Below are 23,334 nucleotides of genomic sequence, written 5' to 3'. Positions count from 1 at the left end.
ATTTTTATTTTTTGAAGTTAAATTCATAAACGAAAAATCCATTATAAAGCCTATATTTAGGAGTTTTAAAGTCTTAATTTTAATTGAATAAAATTATTATTTGTATTATAATCGCAATAATTTTTATCACATAAATGTAAGGAGATAACATGGAACAAAATCGTAGAGATTTTTTAAAATGGAGTTCTTTGTTTGGCGGCTTAACCTTAAGCCCTATAAATCTAAGTGCAAATTTATTAAAAACTCCACCATTGATCAGCAAATGGGGCTGGATGTAATGTAAATTGTGGAACAAAATGTCCCGTAAAAGTACATTCTCAAGATGGAATTATTAAATAATCAGTACTGATAATGAAGGTGATGATAGCTTTGATAATCGTCAAGCAAGAGCCTGTATTAGAGGGCGTAGTTCAAGATATAAAGTTTACAACGCAAATCGCCTAAAAAGATCTTTAAAAAGAGTGGGAAAAAGGGGTGAAGGTAAATTTTTATGCCTATTTCTTGGAAACAAGCTTTTGATGAAATTTCTGCCAAAATGCAAGAAATTAAAGAAAAATACGGCAATGAAGCCTTTTATATAAATTATGCAACAAGAACAATAATCAATCGCTGTACACAAGGTCCATGGGCTAGACTTTTAAATCTTTATGGTGATTATTTAAATTATCATAATTCTTATTCTACGGCTCAAATTTCAAATGCTATGAATTTTTCTATGGAGGATCTCCTACTAGCGATATATACACTTTACGCTCTGCAAAATTAGCTATATTTTTTGGAGCAAATCATGTTGAAACTAGAATGGGAGGTGGTGGAGTAGGCTATGCTTATCAAAAAGCCTTTAACACCAGGAACCGATGCAGCTTTGATTATGTGATGATAAAAAGATTTACTTGATAGAACTTTTCTTGATAAATACACCATAAGCTTTAGCGAAAATACTCTGCCACAAGATACAACCAAAACTCAAGCTATGAAAGCTATGTTTTAGGACTAAACGATGGAGTAGAAAAAACTCCTGATTGGGCTAGCAAGATTACAAAAATTCCGGCACGCCGCATAGTTCAACTTGCAAGAGAAATTGCCACCATAAAGCCTTGTTTTTTATTCACAGATGCCATTTATCGCGGAAAAGAAATGGCAGATATTAGCGATGGAGTACGTGGCACAACACAATTAAAACAAAACATCAAATTTATTTTCAATACAGCAGGAAATTGTCTTACAAATCAGCACAGCACTATTAAATAAGTGCATGATATTTTAAACGATGAGAATTTGTGTGAGTATATAGTAGAGATATTAATGTAACTAGAACTCCGTCAAATAACTGCGCAGATTATATCTTACCTGATGCAACTATGCTAGAGCAAGAAGATTTTATAAGACCTAGTGCAGAATATTATAGCAATAAGCCTTATATTATTTATTGTCAAAAAGCTATCGAGCCAGTTGGTGAAAAGTAAAACCTATTTATGAAATGTGTCTTGAACTTGCTAAAGACTTGGCATAGAAAAAGAATTTAGCGAAGGAAGAACGCAAAAAGATTGGCTAAAATACCTTTATGAAGAAAGTATGAAAAAAAATCCACTTTTGCCTAGTTTTGAAGAAATGTGCGAAAAAGGACTTGTAAAATTTGAGCCTGTAAAACCTGTAGTCGCATTACAAAGTTTTATAAAAGATCCCATCAATAATCCTTTAAAAACTCCTAGCGGAAAGATAGAAATTTATAGCACAAAACTCGCACAAATGCAAAAAACTTGGAAATTAAAAGAAGGACAACAAATAATGCCTATTCCTGTTTTTGAAAGCCAAAGAGAAGGGATTTTGGGTCCATTAAAACAAAAGTATCCTTTGCAATTTTTTGGCTATTACTACAAAGGCAGAACGCATTCTAACTTTTGGGAAATTCCACAAATTAGAGAAGCTAATCCACAAAAAATTTGGATAAATACTATAGATGCAGAGTAAAGAAGTATCAAAACAGGCGATGTGGTGCAAGCAAGAAATGACTTAGGAATCATACCAGGTTGTGCAGTAACCCCGCAAGATGCATGGGTAAAATATGAAAATGGCATCGATGTGGGAACTTGTGTGAATTCTTTGGCAAGTATAGTGCCATGCTATTTCTAAAGGAAATGGACAACATTCTATTTTAGTTGAAATTGCAAAAGTTTAAGGAGAAAAAGATAAAATTAGAAGAAAATTCACAATTTGGTTTTATGCTAGATCAAAGCAAATGCGTAGGCTGTAGGACTTGCTCACTTTCTTGCAAGGATTATAAAAATATGCCTGTGGGTTAATTTTCGCCGTGTATTTGAGACTGAAGCGGGAAATTGGACAGCTAAAAAAGATGGAAGTTTTGAGCAAAATGTTTTTGCTTACTACACTTCTATTTCTTGTAATCATTGCTCTAATCCATCTTGTCTTAAAGCTTGTCCAACCGGTGCAACAACGAAAATAAATGGGGCATAGTAGCAATCGATGATAGTATGTGTATAGGCTGCAAAGCTTGTGCTATAGCATTTCATTATGGCGCACCTCAATTTAACCATGAAAGTGGTCATATGAGCAAATGCGATGGGTGTTATGAGAGATTAAAAGAAGGTAAAAATCCAAAGGAATTTGCAATGGTGGTTGCTTTTATCCCTTCATTTTTTCATTTAAATGATATTACACACATTTTTAATGTATTAAATAGAATGGGTGTTTTTTATGCAAACAATGAGTGGCATATAGGCTGGATGAATAATGAAATTTTATTTGTATCTCTTGTATGTGCTTTGGGCTTTTTGCTTTATCTAAAAACTTCAAATTGGGTGTTTTATCTTACGCTAATATGTGGAATTTTAGGACTTTTCTTTATGAGTGGAGCTTATGACTCCATGCAAGAAAGTGTGCCTACTTGGGATTTTAAGATCACTTTGCTTTATTTTTTCGCTAGTACTATATTTTTAGGTGCTATTGTTTATTATTGTTTTTTTTGAAAATAGCGAACATGAAAAAAATGTCGTTTTTTACAGGACTTATGGGCATAGGGCTTTAAGCACTGCTATAGTTTTGCAAACCCTACATGTAGGACAAACTTGGATTATGGGGCTTGTAAACCCTTTTGAACTTTTAGGTGGAGCCTATGATTGGTTTATACCGCTTTCTTTTGCATTCTTAGGACTTGGGATTTTTACTTGGTATTTGCATAATTATTTACATGAAAAATTTAAAAGTAAATTTTTTGCTTATTTTTCCCTACTTTGCACATTTTTAGGGGTATTTACCACCAGAATGCTATTTTATGGACTTATAAATACTAGGACATTCTTAATGCAAAAATTGGCAATAGACATATTTATCAATTTTTTGCAAAATCCACCTAATCATTTTTTGCTAGAAAAACTTAAAAAATAAAAATTCTGGCAAAATTGGTTTTTAAAAAATAATAGCAAATTACAATGCACCGCTTTAAAGCTTTTATCATCTTCAAACGAAGATGATAAATTAATAGCAAGTGATTTTACATCTTTGTTTTTAAGCGATGTTGATTATGTAAAAGCACCGCCTTTTGCTTCTTTTTATCTTGATGAAAATAAAGAAATTTATTCAGATAATTCTGATAAAGTTAAGCAAATTTTTGCGCAAAATAACTTTTTTTCTTTTTTTAATGAAGAACCTGCAGATAGCTTGATAAATGAATTATTATTTATTAGTTTTTTAATCAAAAAACAAGATGATATAACTTTGCAAAAATTCTTAAAAGAAGAATTTTTTACTTGGTTTAACATGTGGAGTTTTGATGTTATCAATAAAGCTAAAACACATTTTTATAAAGCATTAGCAATGTTAATGCAAGACTTTTTCAATCAACTAAATACAAAATTTTAACACAAGTCAATTTTTTTCTCCTTTTTAAGATATAAAATATCTCTTTTACAATAAAAAGGAGAAATTATGACAAAAGAACAAATTCAAATTATCAAAGATTGTGTGCCTATTTTGCAAAAAAATGGAGAGGATTTAACCAAGGAGTTTTATAAAATAATGTTTAATGATTATCCTGAGGTAAAACCTATGTTTAATATGGAAAAACAAATTTCAGGAGAACAACCAAAAGCTTTAGCGATGGCGATTTTAATGGCAGCCAAAAATATAGAAAATTTGGAAAATATGAGAAGCTTTGTTGATAAAGTTGCCATAACTCATGTTAATTTAGGGGTTAAAGAAGAGCATTATCCTATAGTTGGAGCTTGCCTTTTAAAGGCTATTAAAAATCTTTTAAATCCTGATGAAGCCACTCTTAAAGCTTGGGAAGTTGCTTATGGAAAAATTGCTGAATTTTATATCGATATAGAAAAAAAGCTCTATGATAAATAATATAAGCCCATTTTGGGCTTTAATCAAATTTTTCTACTAAATTTTTAGCTAATTCCTTTATATTCTCACCCTTTAATTCGCTGATTTCACCATTTTGAGCCAAGAAAATTCTATCAGCACTATCAAAATATGCATCATCATGTGTGATAGCAAAGATTGTTTTACCTTGCTCTTTTAACAAAGGTAAAAGTTTTTTATAAAAAAATCTTCTAAAAACAGGATCTTGATCAGCCGCCCATTCATCAAGCACTAAAATATCCCTTTCTTCAAGCAAGGCTATAAGCATAGCTAAACGCTTTTTTTGCCCTGTAGAAAGTTTGGTTAAGGTCAGTTCATTATCTTTGACACTTGTTTTATCTTTAAGTTCTAAAAACTCCAACCAAAAAGCAATTTTTTCTTCGCTTGCAAAATTTTCTTTATTTAAGGTTTTAGTAAAAAGATGAAAATCGCTAAAAACAGCAGAAATAAGAGATCTATACTCATCTAACTTTTTATCATCTATAAGCGTATCATCAACATAAATTCCGCCTTTGCTTGGCTTAAAAAGTCCTGTCAAAAGCATACAAAAAGTGGATTTACCACTTCCATTTTTACCTATTAAAAATACCAATTCACCTTTTTTAAGTTCTATATTTACAGGATTTAAGTGAAAATTTTCTTCATAAGCAAATTGAGTATTTCTAAAAGAAATTTTTTTCCATTCGCTAATATAATGTGTTTTTTTAAAACCTTCTATATAATCATCTAATTCCAATTTTGCGATCTTATCCAAAGCGATTTTTGCCAAAAGCAAAGTAGGAAAAGATCCTATCATAGATACTAAAGGGGTTCGTAAAAACAAAATAGAAAGAGCTATAGTTGTAGCATCTGCAACACTTGCCCATTCAAATTTTAAAGCTAAGTAAAACTCTACGCCCACTAAAGCCAAAAGAGTTACATTTGTCCAGTTGTTTGAGAGATTGTTAAAAAGATTGCCTAAAGTACTATTTTTCTTTTTCAATCTTGCATTATTTTCAAATTCATCTTCATAATAAAGCTTGGCTCTATCACGATTGATCAAAAGTTCTTTATGTCCATCTAGTATATTTTGGTAATTATTTTGCAAAGCATCGTCATTTTCCCTTGCCTTTCGAAAATACTGATATACTTTCATCATCAAAAAATTATTAGTAATAAAAATAACCATAATCCATACCACACACAAAGCAAAAATTTGTGGTGAAAGATAACATAAATAAACACTAGTGCATAAAATCAATATACTTGATTGTAAAAAATCAGGCAATCTTAAAAGCCCAAAAGATATATTTCTCACATCACTTCCCAAAGAAGCTAAAATTCTAGCCTTACCTACTTTAGCCACTCTTAACAAAGGGGTGTCTAAGATCTGCTTTACTACGCGCCTTTGCATTTTAAAAATAAAATTTTGTCCAAAAATACTAAGTCCAAGTTCAACTATGGTAGAACTTATAAAAAATATCAAAAGCAAAACAATAAAATAAAAAATAGGAATGTTTTGTGCATTTTTAAGCAAATAATCATTGATAAAAACAAGAGTTAAAACTCCAACAGCACTTGTAATAAAAGAAAAAAGCAAAAAAGAAATCAACTTTAATTTATTTTGCTTAAGTAATTCGATAATAAAAGGCATTTATAAACTCCAAAATATAATTTTAATTATAACATTTTAAGAGTGATTATCAAAATTTTATTTTATCTTTTACTATAAAAACAGCACAAATAGCCAATAACGCTAAAAAATCATATATATACTCATACCATATAAAAATGGATTTTCATTTTTACTCGCGAGTGTATTAAGCCAAAAAACGAGTTGCGGAGTAATACCGCCTGAAATTGCATAAGCAATATTATAAGAAAAAGAAATTTCTGAAAATCTTATTTTAGCTCTAAAAACTTCACTCATTAAAATAGGTGCAAACACATTAATCCCACCTAAAAAACAAACAATCGAATACAAAATACACACCAAAACCAAATTTTTAAGTTCATATAAAGCATAAAAATATAAAAAAGAAAAAAATACAAAAGTTAAAGAAAAGAAAATGCAAATTTTAAATAAACCAAATTTATCTACAAGATAACCCATGAAAGCCCCGCCTAAAGCTATTCCCAAAATTCCTAATATCTGCAAATAACTTCCTTCAACCCCACTTAAATTTAAAATACTAGGCATAAATTTAGGCATCAATAAAACAAGCACAATAACACAACCTGTTAAAACCCAAGTCATCATCATTGATGAAAATAAATTTTTTACAATATCCTTTTCTTTAAATAAATCTTTAAGTGGAAAAGAACTAAGCGATGATTCTTTTTTCATTTGTTTAAAAACAGGAGTTTCTTGCAAAAATCTACGCAAATAAATAGAAATAATCCCAAAAATTCCACCTACAAAAAAAGCAATACGCCATGCATAAGCAGCAATTTCTTCTATACTAAAAAAAGCATTAATGATTAAAATACTATACTTCCTAACAAAATTCCTAAAGCCATAGCTGAATTTAAACAGCTTAAAAAGAAAGCTTTTTGTTTTTCTTGACAATGTTCTCTTACAAAAACCCAAGCTCCAGGCAATTCTCCACCTATAGCTATGCCTTGAAAAATTCTTATAAGTATCAATAAAACAGGAGCTAAAAACCCAAGAGTTTCATAACCTGGAATAAAAGCTAAGACAAAGGTAGGAAGAACCATTAGTAAAATACTTAGCATAAACATATTTTTACGCCCAAATTTATCTCCAAAATGTGCCATAACTATACCACCTAAAGGACGTGCTAAATATCCAGCTGCAAATGCTCCATAAGTATTTAATAAAGCCCAAAATTCACTCATATCTTTAGGGAAAATACATTAGCTATATATTCAGCAAAAAAGACAAAAATAATAAAATCATAAAATTCTAAAGTTCCTCCTAGTGAAGAAAGTCCTAAGATCTTAATTTCCTTTGTTCCAAATTTTGATTTTCTCATTGATTAATTACCTTAAATTTTAAAAACATTGTTTTTATTATACTATAATCATTTCCAAAATATTATCTAAAAAATTTAAGGATAAATATGTTTAATTTTATAACCACCCTTTTTAAAAACCAATCTTTATTTTTTAGAAGAAAAAACCACAAGCAAAAGTTCAAATCAAACCCATATAATCTCGCTTAAACAATCTGATGATGAATTTTTAAATTTATTATTTTCTTTTTTAGTGCCACAAAACAATGAAGATAAGAATTTTATAGAAAAAACTCGCACAAAAATCAAAAGAAATGAGCATAATATTGCTCTGATAAAAAATCCAAATTTTAATGCTTTAATAGACACAGGGTTTTTAGATACTATTGATACATTAAAAGAAAAATTGCATATCCACAAAACCGATTTAAAGATATCACTCATATTATCTTAACACACGCACATCCTGATCATATAGGAGCTTTAATGAGCGAAGAAAATCTTTTTCCAAAAGCTCAAATTTTAATCGATAAAAAAGAATATGATTTTTGGATCAAAAGCGATAGACAAGAAATTAAAAACACCTTGCTTAAACTTAAAAATATAGAATTTATTAACCACTCTAAAGATTTGATCTTTCAAAATTCAGGCATTAAAGCCATACCTGCTTACGGGCATACCCCAGGTCAAAATGTTATCATAATTGATGATAAAATAGTCTTTTGGGAGATTTACTTCATCTTTATGATATACAAATCCCAAAACCTAAAATCGCTATAAAAATTTGATATAGATCAAAATGAGGCTATACAAACAAGGGAAAAACTACTTAAAGAATTTAAAGAAAGAAAACTCAAAGTTATAGGGACTCATGCATCTTTTATTGAACCTGAATTTTTAGATTAATTACTTAAAAATTACTAAAAATTAAGTAAAAATTTTAATAATTTTTGCTAAAATTATAGCCTTTTTATTTCATGAAAGGAGAAAATTTTGGCAAAAGATGATGTAATTGAAATTGATGGCACCGTACTTGAAGCATTGCCTAATGCAAATTTCAAGGTTGAACTTGACAACAAACATGTAATTTTATGTCATATTGCAGGAAAAATGCGTATGCATTATATAAGAATAATGCCAGGTGATAAAGTAAAAGTAGAACTTACACCTTATAGCCTTGATAAAGGGCGTATAACTTTTAGATATAAATAATCTAAGTTATTTAAAAGCTAATTTTAGATAAAATTAGAGTTTTTGCGACAAATTACATCGAACTATATGAAGAAGTATTTTTAAAATCCACCACTTATTTTGAAAATAGTTGGTTATTCATAAAACCTGATGTAGTCGTAAATCAAGTGGAATTCATTCAAGGAGACGCTCATGAAAGTGAGACCATCGGTTAAAAAGATGTGCGACAAGTGCAAAGTAGTTCGCCGTAAAGGCGTGGTTCGCATTATTTGCGAAAATCCAAAACATAAACAAAGACAAGGATAAACATGGCTCGTATTGCAGGTGTGGATTTACCAAAGAAAAAAAGAATTGAGTATGGACTAACCTATATTTATGGTATAGGGCTTTTCACTTCAAGAAAAATTCTAGATAAAGTAGGAATTTCTTATGATAAAAGAGTTCATGAGTTAAGTGAAGATGAAGCAGCAGCTATCCGTAAAGAAATTCAAGAAAACTATATGGTTGAAGGGGACTTGAGAAAACAAGTTGCTATGGATATTAAAGCACTTATGGATTTAGGAAGCTTTAGAGGCTTAAGACACAGAAAAGGCTTACCAGTTCGCGGACAAAAAACAAAAACAAACGCAAGAACTAGAAAAGGTAAGAGAAAAACTGTTGGTGCAAAATCATAAGGATAAATCATGGCAAAAAGAAAAATCGTAAAGAAAAAAGTAGTTAAAAAAAATATAGCAAAAGGTATTGTTTATATCAGTGCGACTTTTAACAATACTATGGTTACAGTAACTGATGAAATGGGAAATGCTATCGCTTGGAGTAGTGCAGGTGGTTTAGGATTTAAAGGTTCTAAAAAATCAACTCCTTATGCAGCACAACAAGCAGTAGAAGACGCTTTAAATAAAGCAAAAGAACACGGAATTAAAGAAGTAGGCATTAAAGTACAAGGACCAGGAAGCGGTAGAGAAACTGCTGTTAAGAGTGTAGGTGCTATGGAAGGAATTAAAGTAACTTTCTTAAAAGATATCACTCCATTAGCTCACAATGGTTGCAGACCGCCTAAGCGTCGTCGTGTCTAAGATATTAAGAAAAATTTAGGAGAATATTATGGCAAGATATAGAGGACCAGTAGAAAAATTAGAAAGACGCTTTGGTGTTAGCTTAGCATTAAAAGGGGAAAGAAGACTAGCTGGCAAAAGTGCACTAGATAAACGCCCTTATGCACCAGGACAACACGGAGCAAGAAAAGGTAAAATTAGTGAGTATGGACTTCAATTAAGAGAAAAACAAAAAGCTAAATTTATGTATGGAGTAAGTGAAAAGCAATTCCGTCGTTTATTTGCTGAAGCAGCAAGAAGAGAAGGAAATACAGGGGTATTACTTATCCAACTTTTAGAACAAAGATTAGACAATGTAGTATATAGAATGGGTTTTGCTACAACACGTCGTTTTGCAAGACAACTTGTAACACATGGACATGTTTTAGTAAATGGTAAAAGAGTGGATATTCCTAGCTTTAGAGTAGAAGCAGGTGCTAAAATCGAAATCATCGAAAAAAGCAAAAACAATCCTCAAATTACAAGAGCTATCGAACTTACAGCACAAACTGGAATCGTTGCTTGGGTTGATGTTGAAAAAGATAAGAGATTTGGAATTTTCACAAGAAAACCTGAGAGAGAAGAAGTTGTCATTCCGGTTGAGGAAAGATTTATCGTTGAGCTTTACTCTAAGTAATAGGGGCTAAATATGAGAAACATTACAACATCTGCTTATACGCCAACAGAATTTACAATAGAAAACATTAGTGATACTGTGGCTAAAATCAGTGCTTGGCCTTTTGAGATCGGCTATGGAATCACCCTAGCCCATCCTTTACGCCGTTTGCTTTACACTAGCACCATAGGATATGCTCCAACTGCAATTCATATTGATGGCGTAGCTCATGAATTTGATAGCATGCGTGGTATGCTTGAAGATGTAGCACTTTTTATCATTAATCTAAAAAAACTACGCTTTAAAATTAAAGGCGAATCAAATAAAGAAATAGTAGAATTTAGCTTTAAAGGCTCAAAAGAAATTTACGGCAAAGATCTAAATAATGATCAAGTAGAAGTAGTAAATAAAGACGCCTATCTAGCAACAATCAACGAAGATGCTGAACTCAAATTCACATTGATTGTTGAAAAAGGTATTGGCTATGTACCAAGCGAAGAAATTAAAGAGCTTATAAATGATCCTAAATTTATAGCTTTAGATGCTTTCTTTACACCTGTAAGAGAAGCAACCTATGATATTGAAAAAGTTTTATTTGAAGATAATCCTGATTATGAAAAAGTGGTTTTAACCGTAACAACTGATGGACAAATCACTCCAAATGAGGCTTTTCAAAATGCTCTAGAAGCTATGTATAAACAATTATCAGTATTTGATAAAATTACCAATGTTAGAAGCGTAATTAAAAATCAAGCAACAAGCAATGAACTAGAAAATACTAAATTATTGCAAAACATTACAGATTTAAATTTAAGTGCTAGAAGTTATAATTGTCTTGAAAAAGCAGGAGTAGTTTACATAGGCGAGCTTGCTTTGATGAGTGTAAGTGAACTTGCAGGGCTTAAAAATTTAGGTAAAAAATCTCTTGATGAAATTAAAAACATCATGGAAAGCATAGGTTTTCCTGTGGGAACTTCTAAGCTTAGCGATAATAAAGAAATACTTAAAAATAAAATCGCAGAATTAAAAGCACAAAACGAAGGATAAAGAATGAGACATAAACATGGATATAGAAAACTTGGCAGAACTTCATCTCATCGTGCTGCCTTATTAAAAAATTTAACCATAGCTTTAGTAAATAGCGGAAAAATCGAAACTACTCTACCAAAAGCTAAAGAATTAAGAGGTTATGTAGAAAGATTGATTACTAGAGCAAGACTTGGAGATTTTAACGCTCATAGAGCAGTTTTTGCTTCATTACAAGATAAAAACGCTACTAATAAATTAGTAACTGAAATTGCTCCGAAATTCAAAGATCGCAATGGTGGATATACAAGAATCATCAAAACAAGAATTCGCCGTGGTGATGCTGCTGAAATGGCTTTCATCGAATTTGTAGCTTAATCAAATCCTAGCTTTTGCTAGGATTAATACTTCAATTAAATATCCTAAAAATAAAAAGTTTTAAATAATTATTTTAAATAAAATTAAATTCATTTATTTTCTAAAACCCTTGCTAAAAATTCAACTACTTATGCTAATATAAGTTTTTAATTTTTAATTTCAAGGATATGTTATGCAAGAAAACACTCGTTTACGCATTGCGATACAAAAATCAGGTAGACTTTCAAAAGAATCCATAGAGCTTCTTTCAGAATGTGGTGTTAAAATGCATATCCATGAACAAAGTTTGATCGCTTTTTCTACAAATTTACCCATAGATATTTTACGCGTTAGAGATGATGATATTCCAGGGCTTATTTTTGATGGAGTTGTAGATTTAGGCATTATAGGGGAAAATGTTTTAGAAGAAAATGAACTTGAACGCCAGTCTTTAGGAGAAAATCCAAGCTATAAGCTTTTAAAAAAGCTAGATTTTGGATATTGCCGTCTTTCTCTTGCCTTGCCTCAAGAAAATAAATTTCAAAATTTGAAAGATTTTGAAGGCTTAAGGATAGCTACTTCTTATCCACAACTTTTAAAGCGTTTTATGAAAGAAAATGGGATTAATTATAAAAATTGTATGCTTACAGGTTCTGTTGAAGTAGCCCCTAGGGCAAATTTAGCCGATGCGATTTGCGATCTTGTTTCAAGCGGGGCAACTTTACAAGCAAATAATCTTAAAGAAGTGAAAGTCATTTATGAATCTCGTGCTTGTTTGATTCAAAAAGAAAATGCTTTAAATAAAGAAAAACAAGCTTTAGTGGATAAAATTATGTTGCGTGTAGCAGGAGTAATGCAAGCAAGAGAATCCAAATACATTATGCTTCATGCTCCAAAACAAAAGCTTGATAAAATTCAAGCCCTACTTCCAGGAGTTGAAAGACCAACTATCTTACCTTTAGCACACGATGAAAAAAATGTAGCTTTACATATGGTAAGTAAAGAAAATCTTTTTTGGGAAACTATGGAGGCTTTAAAAGAAGAAGGTGCGAGTTCGATTTTAGTTCTGCCTATAGAAAAAATGTTAAAGTGAGTAAAAAATGCAAATTTTAGTATATGATAATTTAGATGAAAAACAAAAAGAAGAGGCGTTAAAACGCCCTGCTATAAGCGCGAAGGATGAAATTTCAAAAATAGTAAGTTCTATCATTAAAGAAGTGCAAGAAAAAGGCGATGAAGCTTTGGTAGAACAAGCTTTAAAATTTGATAAGGCTGAAATTTCTAATATTAAAATCACTCAAGAAGAAATTACTCAAGCAAGTAATCGTTTGGATAAAGATTTACAAGATGCTATTTTAGTAGCTTATGAAAATATCAAAAAATTCCACGAAGCCCAAATCCCACATGAAATCGCTCTTGAAACTACAAAAGGCGTTAAATGTGAGGTTTTAACACGCCCTATAGAAAAAGTAGGACTTTACATACCAGGGGGTTTAGCACCTTTGTTTTCAACGGTTTTAATGTTAGCTATCCCTGCAAAAATTGCAGGTTGTGAAAAAATCGTTTTAGCAAGTCCTGCAAAAATCAATGATGCCGTGCTTTTTTGTGCTAAACTTTGCGGCGTGGATGAAATTTATCAAATGGGTGGTGCAGGAGCTATAGCAGCTTTGGCTTATGGTACACAAAGTGTTTTAAAGGTGGATAAAATTTTTGGCCCAGGAAATGCCTTTGTAACCGAAGCAAAACGTCAAGTAAGTAGCGATATAAACGGAGCGACTATTGATATGCAAGCAGGACCTAGTGAAGTTTTAGTAATAGCTGATGATTTGGCTAATGAAAAATTTGTAGCTAGTGATTTGCTTTCACAAGCTGAACATGGTGCAGATTCTCAAGTGATTTTAGTGTGTTTAAGTCAAGATTTTGCTCAAAAAGCAAGTAATGAAGTCCAAAGTCAATTAGAACTTTTACCTCGTAAAGAACTTGCAAACAAAAGCATTGCTAATTCACGCATTATCATAGCTAAAGATTTAAATCAAGCCTTGGAAATTTCAAATCTTTATGCCCCTGAACATTTGATCATACAAACTCAAAATCCACGAGAACTTTTAAAAGGTGTAAAACACGCAGGATCGGTATTTTTAGGAGCTTATTCTCCGGAGTCTATGGGTGATTATGCAAGCGGGACAAATCATGTTTTACCTACTTATGGACTTACTAAAACGCATTCTAGTTTAGGTTTGGCAGATTTTAGTAAAAGAATGACCGTTCAAGAATTAAGTAAAGAAGGTTTTTTAGCTTTGGGTAAAAGTGTTGAAATTTTAGCGCAAAATGAGCATTTAGACGCACACAAAAACGCTGTAACTTTTCGTTTAGAGAGCTTAAAATGAGTCAAAAAATCCTTTTTATAGATAGAGATGGCACTTTAATAGAGGAGCCAAAAAGCGATTTTCAAATCGATACTCTTGAAAAATTGCGTTTTGAAAAAGATGCTATTCCTACTCTTTTAAAACTAAAAAATTTTGGATTTAAATTTGTCATGGTAAGTAATCAAGATGGTCTTGGAACGCCAAGTTTTCCAAAGGAAAATTTTGAAATCGCTCATGAAAAAATGCTTGATATTTTAAAAAGTTGCGGTATAGAATTTCAAGATATTTTTATTTGTCCGCATTTTGAAAATGAAAATTGTACTTGCAGAAAACCTAAAACTGCTATGTTAGAAGAATATATCAAGCACGAACTTTATGATAAGGAGCAAAGTTTTGTTATCGGAGATCGTGAGAGTGATATGATCTTAGCTTCAAATTTAGGCGTGCGTGGTTTAAAATACGGCGAACTTTCTTGGAAAGAAATAGAAAATGAAATTTTAAGTTCTTTTAGAAGCGCGAGTTATCAAAGAACTACTAAAGAAACAGATATAAAAGTGAAAGTGTGCTTAAATGGGGGTAAGATTAGCATTAAAACAGGTATTGATTTTTTTGATCACATGTTAGAGCAAATCGCTGTACATGGAGGCATAGGGCTTGAAATTTCTTGCAAAGGGGATTTAGAAATCGATGAGCATCATAGCGTTGAAGATGTAGCCTTAGCACTTGGAGCTTGTATCAAAAAAGCCTTAGGGGATAAAATCGGCATTGCAAGATATGGTTTTGCTTTACCTATGGATGAGTGTTTGGCAAGTTGTGCGATGGATTTTTGCAATCGTCCTCATTTAGTCTATAAAGCCAAATTTAAAAAATCTCATTTAGGGGCTTTAAGCACAGAAATGATCGAACACTTTTTTTATTCTTTAAGCTATGCTATGGGTATAAGTTTGCATTTAAAAGTTAAAGGCAAAAACGATCATCATAAAGCCGAAGGGCTTTTTAAAGCCTTTGCAAAAGCTTTGAAAATGGCAGTGAAAATAGAAAGTGAAAATTTAGCCAGCTCTAAAGGAGTGATATGAAAATCATCATCATCGATACAGCCTGTGCGAATTTGGCATCTTTGAAATTTTGTCTGGATAGATTAGGTTTTAATGCAACTATCAGTAGGGATTTAAAAGAGCTTGAAAGTGCGGATAAGCTTTTTTTACCTGGAGTGGGTACCGCAAAAGAAGCGATGAAAAATTTAGAACAATTTAATCTTATTGATTTTATTCAAAATACCAAAAAACCTTTGCTTGGTATTTGTTTAGGTATGCAAATTTTAGGAAATTTTTCTGAAGAATTAAATCAAGAAACCTTAAAACTTATAGATTTTACAACCCAAAAATTTAAAGCTAAAGAAGGCTTTACTTTTCCACATATGGGATGGAATCAAGTTCATAGCTCTCATGCTTTGTTTAAAGGCTTAGAAGGGGCTTATTTTTATTTTGTGCATAGTTATTGTGTAGGACTTGGAGAATACACTATAGCAGATTGTGAGTATTCGCAAAAATTTAGCGCAAGCGTAATGAAAGATAATTTTTACGGGGTGCAATTTCACCCTGAAAGAAGCAGTGAAGCGGGGGAAATTTTAATTTCAAATTTTATTAAGGATATAGGATGACTCAAATCATACCCGCACTCGATCTTATAGATGGCGAAGTGGTGCGTCTTGTAAAAGGGGATTATGAACAAAAAAAAGTATATAAATACAATCCCTTGGAAAAATTCAAAGAATACGAAAAAGCAGGAGCGAAAGAACTTCATCTTGTAGATCTTACAGGTGCAAAAGATCCTAGCAAAAGACAACTTGCTTTGATAGAAAAATTAGCCAAAGAAGTCAATGTCAATTTGCAAGTAGGTGGAGGCATACGCTCTAAAGAAGAAGTTAAAGCTTTGCTTGATTGTGGAGTAAAAAGAGTAGTTATAGGATCTATGGCGATTAAAGATGCGACTTTATGTCTTGAAATTTTAAAAGAATTTGGTAGCGAAACTATAGTTTTAGCCTTAGATACGATTTTAAAAGAAGATTATGTTGTGGCTGTAAATGCTTGGCAAGAAGCAAGCGATAAGAAGCTTATGGAAGTTTTAGATTTTTATAGCAATAAAGGCTTAAAACACATACTTTGCACAGATATTTCAAAAGATGGCACCATGCAAGGAGTAAATATAAGACTTTACAAACTTATCCATGAAATTTTTCCTAATATTTGCATTCAGGCAAGTGGTGGAGTAGCAAGCTTAAAAGACCTTGAAAACTTAAAAGGAATTTGTAGTGGGGTTATCGTAGGAAAAGCTTTATTAGACGGAGTTTTTAGCGTAGAAGAAGGGATAAGATGCTTACAAAACGCATAATTGCATGTTTAGATGTCAAAGATGGCAGAGTAGTAAAAGGAACACAATTTAAAAACCATAAAGATATGGGAGATATCATAGAGCTTGCTAGGTATTATTCTCAAAATGATATTGATGAGCTTGTTTTTTATGATATTGCTGCAAGCGCTAGAAAAGAACGCATATCAAGAGAATGGGTAAGTGAAGTAGCAAAAAATATCAATATTCCTTTTTGTGTTGCAGGGGGTATTAAAAGCGAAGAAGATGCAGCTGAACTTTTAGCTAATGGGGCAGATAAAATTTCTATCAATTCTCCTGCTTTAAATGATCCAAGCCTAATCACACGCCTTGCTAAAAGCTTTGGCGTACAATGCGTAGTAGTAGGGATTGATAGTTTTAAAGATGAAAATGGAAATTTAAAAGTATTTCAATACACAGGCGATGAAAAAACAAGCAAGCATAGTGGAAAAAGCACTTTAGAATGGGTTAAAGAAGTGCAAGATCTAGGTGCAGGCGAAATTGTTTTAAATATGATGAATCAAGATGGCGTTAAAAATGGCTATGATTTAGAACAATTAGAAGCTGTATATAAAATTTGTAAAGTACCTTTGATCGCAAGTGGGGGAGCAGGAAAAATGGAGCATTTTTTAGAAGCTTTTAAACTAGGCATAGATGGGGCTTTAGCTGCTTCTGTTTTTCATCAAAAACTTATAGACATTAAAGAATTAAAAATTTATCTTAAAAATCAAGGCTTAAGTATAAGGATATAATATGCAAAATTTCAAAGAACTTAATGAAAAAATTGCTTGGCAAAAAGTGGATCATCTTTTACCTGTCATCATCCAAGATGCAAAAACTTGCGAAGTTTTAATGCTAGGCTTTATGAATAATGAAGCCTTAGAAAAAAGCTTAGAAAGTGGTAAAGTAGTCTTTTTTTCACGCACAAAACAGCGTCTTTGGATGAAGGGTGAAGAAAGTGGAAATTTCTTAAATATCGTAGATTTAAGCTTAGATTGTGATAATGACACGCTTTTAATTTTAGCAAATCCTGTAGGACCTACTTGTCATACGGGCGATATTTCTTGTTTTGAAAAAATTTCTAAAAATGCGGATTTTGTTTTTCTAGCCAGACTTGAAAAGCTTATTAATGCACGCAAAAATGCCGATGAAAATACTTCTTATACAGCAAAACTTTTCAAAAGTGGCACAAAACGCATCGCACAAAAAGTTGGTGAAGAAGGTGTAGAAACAGCTTTAGCAGCGACAGTAAAAGATAAAGAAGAGCTTATTTGTGAAGCAGCGGATTTAATGTATCATTTAAGTGTTTTACTTGCAGATGCAAATCTTAGTTTCTCAGATGTGATTTCAAAGTTGAAAGAAAGACATAAAGCTTAAAGCTTTATGTAAATAAATTTATATCAATGCAAGGCTTCGTTAAGTTTGACTGCTTTTTTATTTAAAGCTACTATCATAGCACCGCTTATAGAATCTTGACGGAAATGTAGCCCATTTAAACCTTTAAGCTCTAAGCCTTTGTAAATTTCTTTATCAAAATTAAAATAAGGATTAAGTTTAGCAAGCTCTTCGGCATCTTTGAGTAAAAATTTCGTTCCTTCTAGCACCGCAATACCTGCATCAACTATACAATTATCCCCTAAAGGAATTCCTGTCACTGAATTAGCCCCTAAAAGACAAGCCTTACCTACACTTATAGCATTACCACTTGTTCCACTTAAAACACCTAAAATCGAAGCTCCACCACCTACATCAGAACCTTCTCCTACTATAGCACTTGAACTAATACGCCCTTCAACCATACAAGCTCCTGTTGTGCCTGCATTAAAATTCACATAACTTGCCCCTGGCATGATGGTTGTTCCTGCTGCTAAAGACGCACCCATTCTTACTTTAGAGCTTTCTAAAATTCTTGTATTATCCTCAGGGATAATATGTGCTAAAAATCTTGGAAATTTATCAACAAAATCGATTTTTGGGTATTGATTGCTCATTTTTAAACGCATTTCATTTGCTCTTAAATACTCAAGCTCGATAGGCTTATCATCACTCCAAGCTACATTGCTTAAAAGTCCAAAAGCTCCATTTAGATTGATACTTCTTAAAGGTACTTTTTTAGTAGAAAGCAAATAAAGTTTTAGATAAACACTTTCTACACTTAAAGGTTCTTTATCCTCAAAAAGACAAACAAAAGCAAATTCATCGTCTTTAAATTTATCTTTGATAATCTTTAATAAATCAATATTTTGATGCCCCTCTTCTTCTAAAAAAGGTTTAAAACAAGAAAGTGCAAAATCAATATCTTCTAATTTTAAAGTTTGTACAAACTCACTCGCATTAAAATCAATCTCCACACCCCTTTGCATAAAAGCTTCAAGCATAATTGCTGCTGAGCCAAAATTTTGCTCGTAATTAATCAAAGCAAAGCTTGCTTGTAAGATTTTATTTTTATTCAACTGTCCTCTATCAAGCCTTGCCATACCAAAAGCTTTAGGTTTTTTATAACCACTTTTTTGCTCAATTTGTTTGATTAAAAGTAAAAATTCTTCTTTAGTATTAATCATTTTCTTTTCCTTATCCACTTAATTTTTAATGCGAACACGCACTTTTTCCATTCATCACAGGTTGTATAGCAGAATTATCCGCACCGCCTTCATTGTTAATCTTTTCTATAAAGCTCCAAATTTTTTCAGCCGCCATTAAATAACGCTTTGAACTCACACTTTCAGGGTGATAAAAACTCACAGGCTTGCCTTCATCTCCACCTTCTCTTACTATCATTTCTATAGGAATTTGTACTAAAACTTCACTTTTATAAGCTTTTGCCATATCCTCAGCTGTTCCTTTGCCAAAAATATCATACTCTTTACCATTATCAGGACATAAAAATCCACTCATATTTTCAATCACACCCGCTATAGGAATGTGAAGTTTATTAAACATATCTAAAGCTCTTTTACTATCGTCTAAAGATACGGTTTGAGGTGTGCTTACGCAAACTCCTGCAGTAATAGGAATACTTTGTGCAGAAGTAATTTGCGCATCACCTGTTCCTGGAGGCATATCTAAAAACAATACATCAAGTTCAGGCCAAATCACATCAGCTAAAAGTTGCTCGATTGCTTTCATAATCATAGCTCCACGCCACATAAGACCTTGACCCTCTTCGATCAAAACCCCCATACTCATCATATAAACACCATGAGTTAAAATAGGCTTTAATCTCTGCCCTACTACTTCAGGCTGAGTTTTGGTTTCACCTAGCATTCTTGGAATATTTGGCCCATAAATATCCGCGTCTAAAATACCTACTCTTTTTCCCATTTTAGCCATGGAAATTGCTAAATTTACTGTAGTTGTAGATTTACCCACACCACCTTTTCCACTTGAAACCATGATGAAATTTTTTACTTGTGGAGCGATATTTTTTCCACTTCTTGAATTACTTTTTTCTTCAGGAATTTTTGGAGTGATGATATTAAGTTCGATATTTTTTAAAGCCAAACTCGATAAAGCTTCAGTAGCATTTTTACGAATTTCATTAACTACTTCAGGATTTGCTGAAACGATTTCTATATCAATGAATACACCATCATCTTGAATTTTAATATCTTTTACAAAGTTAAAACTCACTATATCCTTTTCAAAACCAGGATATTTTACAGTTTTTAATTTCTCTAAAATTTGTTCTTTCATGTTTTTTCCTTATCTTTTAAAAAAATCAATTTTACTAATAAAATGATAAAATTTAGCTTTTTATAAGTGTATAATATGGTAACATTATAAAAACCAACAATATTAAAAAGAGGAATGAAAAAATGAGTGAAATGAGCCTCATTATGTTAGCAGCTGGAAATTCTACTCGTTTTAACACAAAGGTAAAAAAACAATTTTTACGACTTGGAAATGACCCTCTTTGGCTTTATGCAACAAAAAATTTAAGCTCTTTTTATCCTTTTAAAAAAATAGTTGTTACCTCTAGTAATATCGCTTATATGAAAAAATTTGCTAAAAACTATGAATTTATAGAAGGTGGTGATACCAGAGCAGAATCCTTAAAAAAAGCCTTAGCGCTCATAGATAGTGAATTTGTTATGGTAAGTGATGTAGCAAGGGTATTGGTGAGTAAAAATTTGTTTGATCGTTTGATTGAAAATTTAGATAAAGCAGATTGTATTACCCCTGCTTTAAAAGTTGCAGATACAACACTTTTTAACAATGAAGCCTTACAAAGAGAAAAAATCAAACTCATTCAAACCCCTCAAATTTCTAAAACCAAATTGCTTAAAAAAGCTTTGGATCAAAACCTAGAATTTACAGATGATAGTACAGCTATAGCTGCAATGGGTGGAAAAATTTGGTTTGTTGAAGGTGAAGAAAATGCAAGAAAACTAACCTTTAAAGAAGATCTTAAAAAGCTTGATTTACCTAAACCTAGCTTTGAAATTTTTACTGGCAATGGTTTTGATGTGCATGAATTTGGAGAGAATCGCCCTTTGCTTTTAGCAGGAGTGCAAATTCATCCTATTATGGGGCTTAAAGCACACAGCGATGGAGATGTTTTAGCTCACTCTTTAACCGATGCGATTTTAGGTGCTGCAGGACTTGGAGATATAGGAGAGCTTTATCCTGATACTGATATGAAATTTAAAAATGCCAACTCCATGGAGCTTTTAAAACAGGCTTATGATAGAGTCAGAGAAATAGGTTTTGAACTCATTAATATAGACATTTGCGTCATGGCACAAAGCCCTAAACTTAAAGACTTTAAACAAGCTATGCAAAGCAATATAGCTCATACTTTAGATTTAGATGAATTTAGAATCAATGTTAAAGCCACAACAACGGAAAAATTGGGTTTTATTGGAAGAAAAGAAGGTATGGCGGTGCTTAGTAGTGTAAATTTAAAATATTTTGATTGGACAAGATTATGAAAGTTTTAATTATTGAAAATGAAATTTATCTAGCGCAAAGCATTAGCATTAAACTAAGTGATGCTGGATATAGCTGTGAAATTATAAACTCGTTTGATGAATACAATGGTGCAAAATACTATGATATTGTACTGCTTTCTACAAATACTAATAATTTTCTAAAAGCCGTAGGTCAGTTTAAGCATAGTATTATTATTTTGCTTATTTCTTATATAAGCACAGATACAGTTTCAAATCCTTTGAAATTAGGTGCTAGTGATTATATTCAAAAACCCTTTATGATAGAAGAGCTGATTAGAAAAATAAAGCATTATCAAGATTTTAGAAAACTTTCAATCCTTAATAAAGCTTATCAAAGCTATATCAAATCAAGATTAGAAACAATCAAAATTCCAGAGTATAATTATAAAAAATTAAAACTTCCATTGATATTAAAATCCAACAAGCAAAGCAGTGCTGATGCTTTTGTTTTTAATTATGTAAATGAATGTGACATTACTCTTTCTTTTATTGATTTAACATCTACAAATTCAGTTGAAAAAGTTATGAAACTTCCCACAGAAAACAATCTCTTATTTTTGAGTAATTTTCAAGCATTAAAAGCAGCAGAAAAGGAAAAACTCCTAGATTTTATACAAAACAAAAATGTTATTTTGCATACCAATTCAAATACAGATGATTTAAAAATAAACTGCATTAATTTAAATGATAATGAAAAAAATATCGATAGCAATGAAATTTTAACCATAGATGAGTATGTAAAATATGTTATTATAAACTACCAAAATATATTTCCTGATACTGATCTTTCAAAAAAATTAGGCATTTCACGTAAATCTTTATGGGAAAAAAGGAAGAAATATGAAATCAGCAAGAAAAAATAAAAACATTACCATAGATCAAAATGAATTTGGCATCTTATCACTTATTAAAGAAGGTTTGCTAGGCACTTGCACTCATTTAATGAATGAAAAAGAAGTCAATGAAATCATTAAATCAGGAAAATTTAAAGGAGAAAGTTTTCCCTATCCCTTAAGCTTTGCACCAAAAAATGCTGAAGAAGCACTAAATGATATAAAATCTGGCGATAGAATCGATCTCATACTAGATGAAAAAGTAGTAGGACATATAGATTTTAAAAGCCAATTTAAAAATAATAAAAAATTTTCTGATATTTTCAATCCCAACACTTGCTCTCTAAAAGACATAGGAACAACTTGCATAAGTGGAAAAATAGAAATTTACAATTCTCAAATTAAAAAAATAAAAGAAAATTTTCAACAAATCAAAAACAATCTTAATGCACAAAAAATTACCGCTATAGTTTCAAGTTTTGATCCTTTGCATCGTGCCCATGAAAGAATGTTTCGTTGGACTATTGATAAAGCAGATTTAGTTGTAATTTTTCTTGTAGAATCTTTTGATACAAATGGGTTTGAATTCGAACTTAAAGAAGCTTATTTGAAAAAATTTATTCAAAACTATCTTCCACCGGATAGAATTTTCATTTTTCCATTAAAAAATATTAATATTTTTCACGCTCATTTAAATCCTGGCCTAGAAAGCATTATCGCAAAAAGTCTAGGTTGTACCAAACTAGTAGTAGGACAAAATCATACAGGACTTGGAATGTTTTATGATGATAATCAACCAAAAACCATACTTGATGATTTTTCCAAGGATTATGGCATAGAAGTGATTGTTTTACCTGAATTTGTATTTTGCGATCAATGTCGCATGATTGTCAGCACAAGATCTTGCCCTCATGGTTGTCACCACCATTTGCACTATAATTCTCAGTCTTTAAAAGATTTGTTAAGAGCGGGCATCATTCCTCCAGCAATTTTCATGCGCAAGGAAGTATCTAGTGTTATTTTAACTTCTCTTTTTCCAAATAGATTAAAAAATATGCAAAAAATTTATAATGAGCTTTTTCCAACTGATGGAATTTTAGAATACAAAAATGATGAAGAATTTTATCAAAAACTTTTAGAAATTCATCAAATGTCTTATATGGTGTAACAA

General features: G+C 31.5%; 27 protein-coding genes and 4 pseudogenes. 27 read left to right on the top strand and 4 right to left on the bottom strand.

All coding sequences use genetic code 11. The features are described 5' to 3' along the window. Positions 1–149 precede the first annotated feature (149 nt). From AJ932_RS10920 to cgb, 9 genes and pseudogenes are all read left to right on the top strand, one after another. Positions 150–278 carry a hypothetical protein gene (locus tag AJ932_RS10920; protein WP_257841576.1) on the top strand — a complete coding sequence of 43 codons (129 nt, stop codon included), beginning with the start codon at positions 150–152 and terminating at the stop codon, positions 276–278. A gap of 212 nt (positions 279–490) precedes the next feature. Further along, positions 491–766 carry a molybdopterin-dependent oxidoreductase gene (locus AJ932_RS10915; RefSeq protein ID WP_070277954.1) on the top strand — a complete coding sequence of 92 codons (276 nt, stop codon included), beginning with the start codon at positions 491–493 and terminating at the stop codon, positions 764–766. 809 nt (positions 767–1,575) lie between these two features. Then, the gene (locus AJ932_RS10910; protein ID WP_070277956.1) at positions 1,576–1,971 is read left to right on the top strand and encodes a hypothetical protein; all 396 of its coding nucleotides are present in this window, start codon (positions 1,576–1,578) and stop codon (positions 1,969–1,971) included. 24 nt (positions 1,972–1,995) lie between these two features. Next, complete coding sequence (locus AJ932_RS10905) at positions 1,996–2,133, top strand: hypothetical protein (RefSeq protein ID WP_251817328.1); 138 nt, start codon at positions 1,996–1,998, stop codon at positions 2,131–2,133. 56 nt (positions 2,134–2,189) lie between these two features. Continuing rightward, positions 2,190–2,630, top strand: a pseudogene (locus AJ932_RS11000) (4Fe-4S dicluster domain-containing protein); the annotation flags it as partial. Beyond that, positions 2,631–2,987 carry a DmsC/YnfH family molybdoenzyme membrane anchor subunit gene (locus AJ932_RS10995; protein WP_308203065.1) on the top strand — a complete coding sequence of 119 codons (357 nt, stop codon included), beginning with the start codon at positions 2,631–2,633 and terminating at the stop codon, positions 2,985–2,987. It abuts the pseudogene before it with no gap. Next, the gene (locus AJ932_RS10610; RefSeq protein ID WP_002862235.1) at positions 2,965–3,405 is read left to right on the top strand and encodes a hypothetical protein; all 441 of its coding nucleotides are present in this window, start codon (positions 2,965–2,967) and stop codon (positions 3,403–3,405) included. The genes AJ932_RS10995 and AJ932_RS10610 overlap by 23 nt, the downstream gene beginning before the upstream one ends. A 75-nt stretch (positions 3,406–3,480) precedes the next feature. Then, positions 3,481–3,879: pseudogene (locus AJ932_RS09695) on the top strand (molecular chaperone); the annotation flags it as partial. Positions 3,880–3,945: 66 nt separating this feature from the next. Continuing rightward, positions 3,946–4,368: a single-domain globin Cgb gene (gene cgb, locus AJ932_RS09690; protein WP_002871269.1), complete on the top strand. Its 423-nt coding sequence runs from the start codon at positions 3,946–3,948 to the stop codon at positions 4,366–4,368. Between the two features lie 19 nt (positions 4,369–4,387). Here cgb and AJ932_RS09685 read toward each other — a convergent pair whose 3' ends face one another. Beyond that, positions 4,388–6,019, bottom strand: a complete 1,632-nt coding sequence (locus AJ932_RS09685) for a multidrug ABC transporter permease/ATP-binding protein (RefSeq protein ID WP_053872690.1) — start codon at positions 6,017–6,019, stop codon at positions 4,388–4,390. Positions 6,020–6,068: 49 nt separating this feature from the next. Continuing rightward, a pseudogene (locus AJ932_RS09680) lies at positions 6,069–7,361 on the bottom strand (MFS transporter). An 87-nt stretch (positions 7,362–7,448) separates the two neighbouring features. Here AJ932_RS09680 and AJ932_RS10900 point away from each other — a divergent pair. From AJ932_RS10900 to hisIE, 15 genes and pseudogenes are all read left to right on the top strand, one after another. Continuing rightward, a pseudogene (locus tag AJ932_RS10900) lies at positions 7,449–8,246 on the top strand (MBL fold metallo-hydrolase). Positions 8,247–8,333: 87 nt separating this feature from the next. Beyond that, positions 8,334–8,552: a translation initiation factor IF-1 gene (infA, locus tag AJ932_RS09665; RefSeq protein WP_002781436.1), complete on the top strand. Its 219-nt coding sequence runs from the start codon at positions 8,334–8,336 to the stop codon at positions 8,550–8,552. 171 nt (positions 8,553–8,723) lie between these two features. After that, complete coding sequence (gene rpmJ / locus AJ932_RS09660) at positions 8,724–8,837, top strand: 50S ribosomal protein L36 (protein ID WP_002781429.1); 114 nt, start codon at positions 8,724–8,726, stop codon at positions 8,835–8,837. 2 nt (positions 8,838–8,839) lie between these two features. Further along, positions 8,840–9,205 (top strand): 30S ribosomal protein S13, encoded by a 366-nt coding sequence (gene rpsM, locus AJ932_RS09655; RefSeq protein ID WP_002800121.1) that lies wholly within the window; start codon positions 8,840–8,842, stop codon positions 9,203–9,205. A gap of 9 nt (positions 9,206–9,214) precedes the next feature. After that, entirely contained in the window at positions 9,215–9,607 is a 393-nt protein-coding gene (gene rpsK, locus AJ932_RS09650) for a 30S ribosomal protein S11 (protein WP_002779544.1), read from the top strand. A 28-nt stretch (positions 9,608–9,635) separates the two neighbouring features. Beyond that, a complete protein-coding gene (rpsD, locus tag AJ932_RS09645) occupies positions 9,636–10,262 on the top strand; it encodes a 30S ribosomal protein S4 (RefSeq protein ID WP_002856574.1) in 627 nt (208 codons plus the stop codon). A 12-nt stretch (positions 10,263–10,274) separates the two neighbouring features. Then, a complete protein-coding gene (locus tag AJ932_RS09640; protein ID WP_002855748.1) occupies positions 10,275–11,288 on the top strand; it encodes a DNA-directed RNA polymerase subunit alpha in 1,014 nt (337 codons plus the stop codon). Between the two features lie 3 nt (positions 11,289–11,291). Next, positions 11,292–11,645 carry a 50S ribosomal protein L17 gene (gene rplQ / locus AJ932_RS09635; protein ID WP_002851332.1) on the top strand — a complete coding sequence of 118 codons (354 nt, stop codon included), beginning with the start codon at positions 11,292–11,294 and terminating at the stop codon, positions 11,643–11,645. 172 nt (positions 11,646–11,817) lie between these two features. Next, positions 11,818–12,717 carry an ATP phosphoribosyltransferase gene (gene hisG, locus AJ932_RS09630; RefSeq protein ID WP_044779873.1) on the top strand — a complete coding sequence of 300 codons (900 nt, stop codon included), beginning with the start codon at positions 11,818–11,820 and terminating at the stop codon, positions 12,715–12,717. A gap of 7 nt (positions 12,718–12,724) precedes the next feature. Then, the gene (gene hisD, locus AJ932_RS09625) at positions 12,725–14,011 is read left to right on the top strand and encodes a histidinol dehydrogenase (protein WP_044778674.1); all 1,287 of its coding nucleotides are present in this window, start codon (positions 12,725–12,727) and stop codon (positions 14,009–14,011) included. After that, positions 14,008–15,066: a bifunctional histidinol-phosphatase/imidazoleglycerol-phosphate dehydratase HisB gene (hisB, locus tag AJ932_RS09620; RefSeq protein WP_052858820.1), complete on the top strand. Its 1,059-nt coding sequence runs from the start codon at positions 14,008–14,010 to the stop codon at positions 15,064–15,066. Before hisD ends, hisB begins: the two co-directional genes overlap by 4 nt. Then, on the top strand, positions 15,063–15,650 hold the full coding sequence (hisH, locus tag AJ932_RS09615) for an imidazole glycerol phosphate synthase subunit HisH (RefSeq protein ID WP_002882756.1): 588 nt from the start codon (positions 15,063–15,065) through the stop codon (positions 15,648–15,650). Before hisB ends, hisH begins: the two co-directional genes overlap by 4 nt. Next, complete coding sequence (gene hisA, locus AJ932_RS09610; protein ID WP_070277958.1) at positions 15,647–16,381, top strand: 1-(5-phosphoribosyl)-5-[(5-phosphoribosylamino)methylideneamino]imidazole-4-carboxamide isomerase; 735 nt, start codon at positions 15,647–15,649, stop codon at positions 16,379–16,381. The genes hisH and hisA overlap by 4 nt, the downstream gene beginning before the upstream one ends. Continuing rightward, complete coding sequence (gene hisF / locus AJ932_RS09605; protein ID WP_070277960.1) at positions 16,363–17,130, top strand: imidazole glycerol phosphate synthase subunit HisF; 768 nt, start codon at positions 16,363–16,365, stop codon at positions 17,128–17,130. Before hisA ends, hisF begins: the two co-directional genes overlap by 19 nt. 1 nt (position 17,131) lies before the next feature. Continuing rightward, on the top strand, positions 17,132–17,755 hold the full coding sequence (gene hisIE / locus AJ932_RS09600) for a bifunctional phosphoribosyl-AMP cyclohydrolase/phosphoribosyl-ATP diphosphatase HisIE (protein ID WP_002868829.1): 624 nt from the start codon (positions 17,132–17,134) through the stop codon (positions 17,753–17,755). A 23-nt stretch (positions 17,756–17,778) separates the two neighbouring features. On the opposite strand, the gene AJ932_RS09595 is transcribed toward hisIE, so the two are convergent. Beyond that, the gene (locus tag AJ932_RS09595; protein ID WP_070277962.1) at positions 17,779–18,939 is read right to left on the bottom strand and encodes a tetrahydrodipicolinate N-succinyltransferase N-terminal domain-containing protein; all 1,161 of its coding nucleotides are present in this window, start codon (positions 18,937–18,939) and stop codon (positions 17,779–17,781) included. 25 nt (positions 18,940–18,964) lie between these two features. Then, complete coding sequence (locus tag AJ932_RS09590) at positions 18,965–20,071, bottom strand: Mrp/NBP35 family ATP-binding protein (RefSeq protein ID WP_070277964.1); 1,107 nt, start codon at positions 20,069–20,071, stop codon at positions 18,965–18,967. Positions 20,072–20,193: 122 nt separating this feature from the next. Between AJ932_RS09590 and AJ932_RS09585 the strand changes: the two genes are divergently transcribed. Genes AJ932_RS09585 through AJ932_RS09575 form a run of 3 tightly spaced genes read left to right on the top strand, consistent with a single transcriptional unit; the run spans position 20,194 to position 23,331 of the window. Beyond that, the gene (locus tag AJ932_RS09585; protein WP_044778659.1) at positions 20,194–21,309 is read left to right on the top strand and encodes a bifunctional 2-C-methyl-D-erythritol 4-phosphate cytidylyltransferase/2-C-methyl-D-erythritol 2,4-cyclodiphosphate synthase; all 1,116 of its coding nucleotides are present in this window, start codon (positions 20,194–20,196) and stop codon (positions 21,307–21,309) included. After that, positions 21,306–22,193 (top strand): response regulator, encoded by an 888-nt coding sequence (locus AJ932_RS09580; RefSeq protein WP_070277966.1) that lies wholly within the window; start codon positions 21,306–21,308, stop codon positions 22,191–22,193. Before AJ932_RS09585 ends, AJ932_RS09580 begins: the two co-directional genes overlap by 4 nt. Next, positions 22,171–23,331 (top strand): sulfate adenylyltransferase, encoded by a 1,161-nt coding sequence (locus AJ932_RS09575; protein ID WP_002862252.1) that lies wholly within the window; start codon positions 22,171–22,173, stop codon positions 23,329–23,331. The genes AJ932_RS09580 and AJ932_RS09575 overlap by 23 nt, the downstream gene beginning before the upstream one ends. Positions 23,332–23,334: the final 3 nt, after the last annotated feature.

The sequence above is a fragment of the Campylobacter sp. BCW_6873 genome, from assembly GCF_001762365.1.
GTDB lineage: Bacteria > Campylobacterota > Campylobacteria > Campylobacterales > Campylobacteraceae > Campylobacter_D > Campylobacter_D jejuni.
The sequence above is the reverse complement of the archived record's forward strand: the minus strand, read 5'-3'. Positions and strand labels throughout refer to the sequence as shown.

Excerpts from the sequence above, each read along its gene's own strand:
- AJ932_RS10920 (WP_257841576.1), top strand. The coding sequence starts at position 150 with ATGGAACAAAATCGTAGAGATTTTTTAAAATGGAGTTCTTTGTTTGGC.
- AJ932_RS10915 (WP_070277954.1), top strand. The coding sequence starts at position 491 with ATGCCTATTTCTTGGAAACAAGCTTTTGATGAAATTTCTGCCAAAATG.
- AJ932_RS10910 (WP_070277956.1), top strand. The coding sequence starts at position 1,576 with ATGAAAAAAAATCCACTTTTGCCTAGTTTTGAAGAAATGTGCGAAAAA.
- AJ932_RS10995 (WP_308203065.1), top strand. The coding sequence starts at position 2,631 with ATGGTGGTTGCTTTTATCCCTTCATTTTTTCATTTAAATGATATTACA.
- cgb (WP_002871269.1), top strand. The coding sequence starts at position 3,946 with ATGACAAAAGAACAAATTCAAATTATCAAAGATTGTGTGCCTATTTTG.
- AJ932_RS09685 (WP_053872690.1), bottom strand. The coding sequence starts at position 6,019 with ATGCCTTTTATTATCGAATTACTTAAGCAAAATAAATTAAAGTTGATT.
- rpmJ (WP_002781429.1), top strand. The coding sequence starts at position 8,724 with ATGAAAGTGAGACCATCGGTTAAAAAGATGTGCGACAAGTGCAAAGTA.
- rpsM (WP_002800121.1), top strand. The coding sequence starts at position 8,840 with ATGGCTCGTATTGCAGGTGTGGATTTACCAAAGAAAAAAAGAATTGAG.
- rpsK (WP_002779544.1), top strand. The coding sequence starts at position 9,215 with ATGGCAAAAAGAAAAATCGTAAAGAAAAAAGTAGTTAAAAAAAATATA.
- rpsD (WP_002856574.1), top strand. The coding sequence starts at position 9,636 with ATGGCAAGATATAGAGGACCAGTAGAAAAATTAGAAAGACGCTTTGGT.
- AJ932_RS09640 (WP_002855748.1), top strand. The coding sequence starts at position 10,275 with ATGAGAAACATTACAACATCTGCTTATACGCCAACAGAATTTACAATA.
- rplQ (WP_002851332.1), top strand. The coding sequence starts at position 11,292 with ATGAGACATAAACATGGATATAGAAAACTTGGCAGAACTTCATCTCAT.
- hisG (WP_044779873.1), top strand. The coding sequence starts at position 11,818 with ATGCAAGAAAACACTCGTTTACGCATTGCGATACAAAAATCAGGTAGA.
- hisD (WP_044778674.1), top strand. The coding sequence starts at position 12,725 with ATGCAAATTTTAGTATATGATAATTTAGATGAAAAACAAAAAGAAGAG.
- hisB (WP_052858820.1), top strand. The coding sequence starts at position 14,008 with ATGAGTCAAAAAATCCTTTTTATAGATAGAGATGGCACTTTAATAGAG.
- hisH (WP_002882756.1), top strand. The coding sequence starts at position 15,063 with ATGAAAATCATCATCATCGATACAGCCTGTGCGAATTTGGCATCTTTG.
- hisA (WP_070277958.1), top strand. The coding sequence starts at position 15,647 with ATGACTCAAATCATACCCGCACTCGATCTTATAGATGGCGAAGTGGTG.
- hisF (WP_070277960.1), top strand. The coding sequence starts at position 16,363 with ATGCTTACAAAACGCATAATTGCATGTTTAGATGTCAAAGATGGCAGA.
- hisIE (WP_002868829.1), top strand. The coding sequence starts at position 17,132 with ATGCAAAATTTCAAAGAACTTAATGAAAAAATTGCTTGGCAAAAAGTG.
- AJ932_RS09595 (WP_070277962.1), bottom strand. The coding sequence starts at position 18,939 with ATGATTAATACTAAAGAAGAATTTTTACTTTTAATCAAACAAATTGAG.
- AJ932_RS09590 (WP_070277964.1), bottom strand. The coding sequence starts at position 20,071 with ATGAAAGAACAAATTTTAGAGAAATTAAAAACTGTAAAATATCCTGGT.
- AJ932_RS09585 (WP_044778659.1), top strand. The coding sequence starts at position 20,194 with ATGAGTGAAATGAGCCTCATTATGTTAGCAGCTGGAAATTCTACTCGT.
- AJ932_RS09580 (WP_070277966.1), top strand. The coding sequence starts at position 21,306 with ATGAAAGTTTTAATTATTGAAAATGAAATTTATCTAGCGCAAAGCATT.
- AJ932_RS09575 (WP_002862252.1), top strand. The coding sequence starts at position 22,171 with ATGAAATCAGCAAGAAAAAATAAAAACATTACCATAGATCAAAATGAA.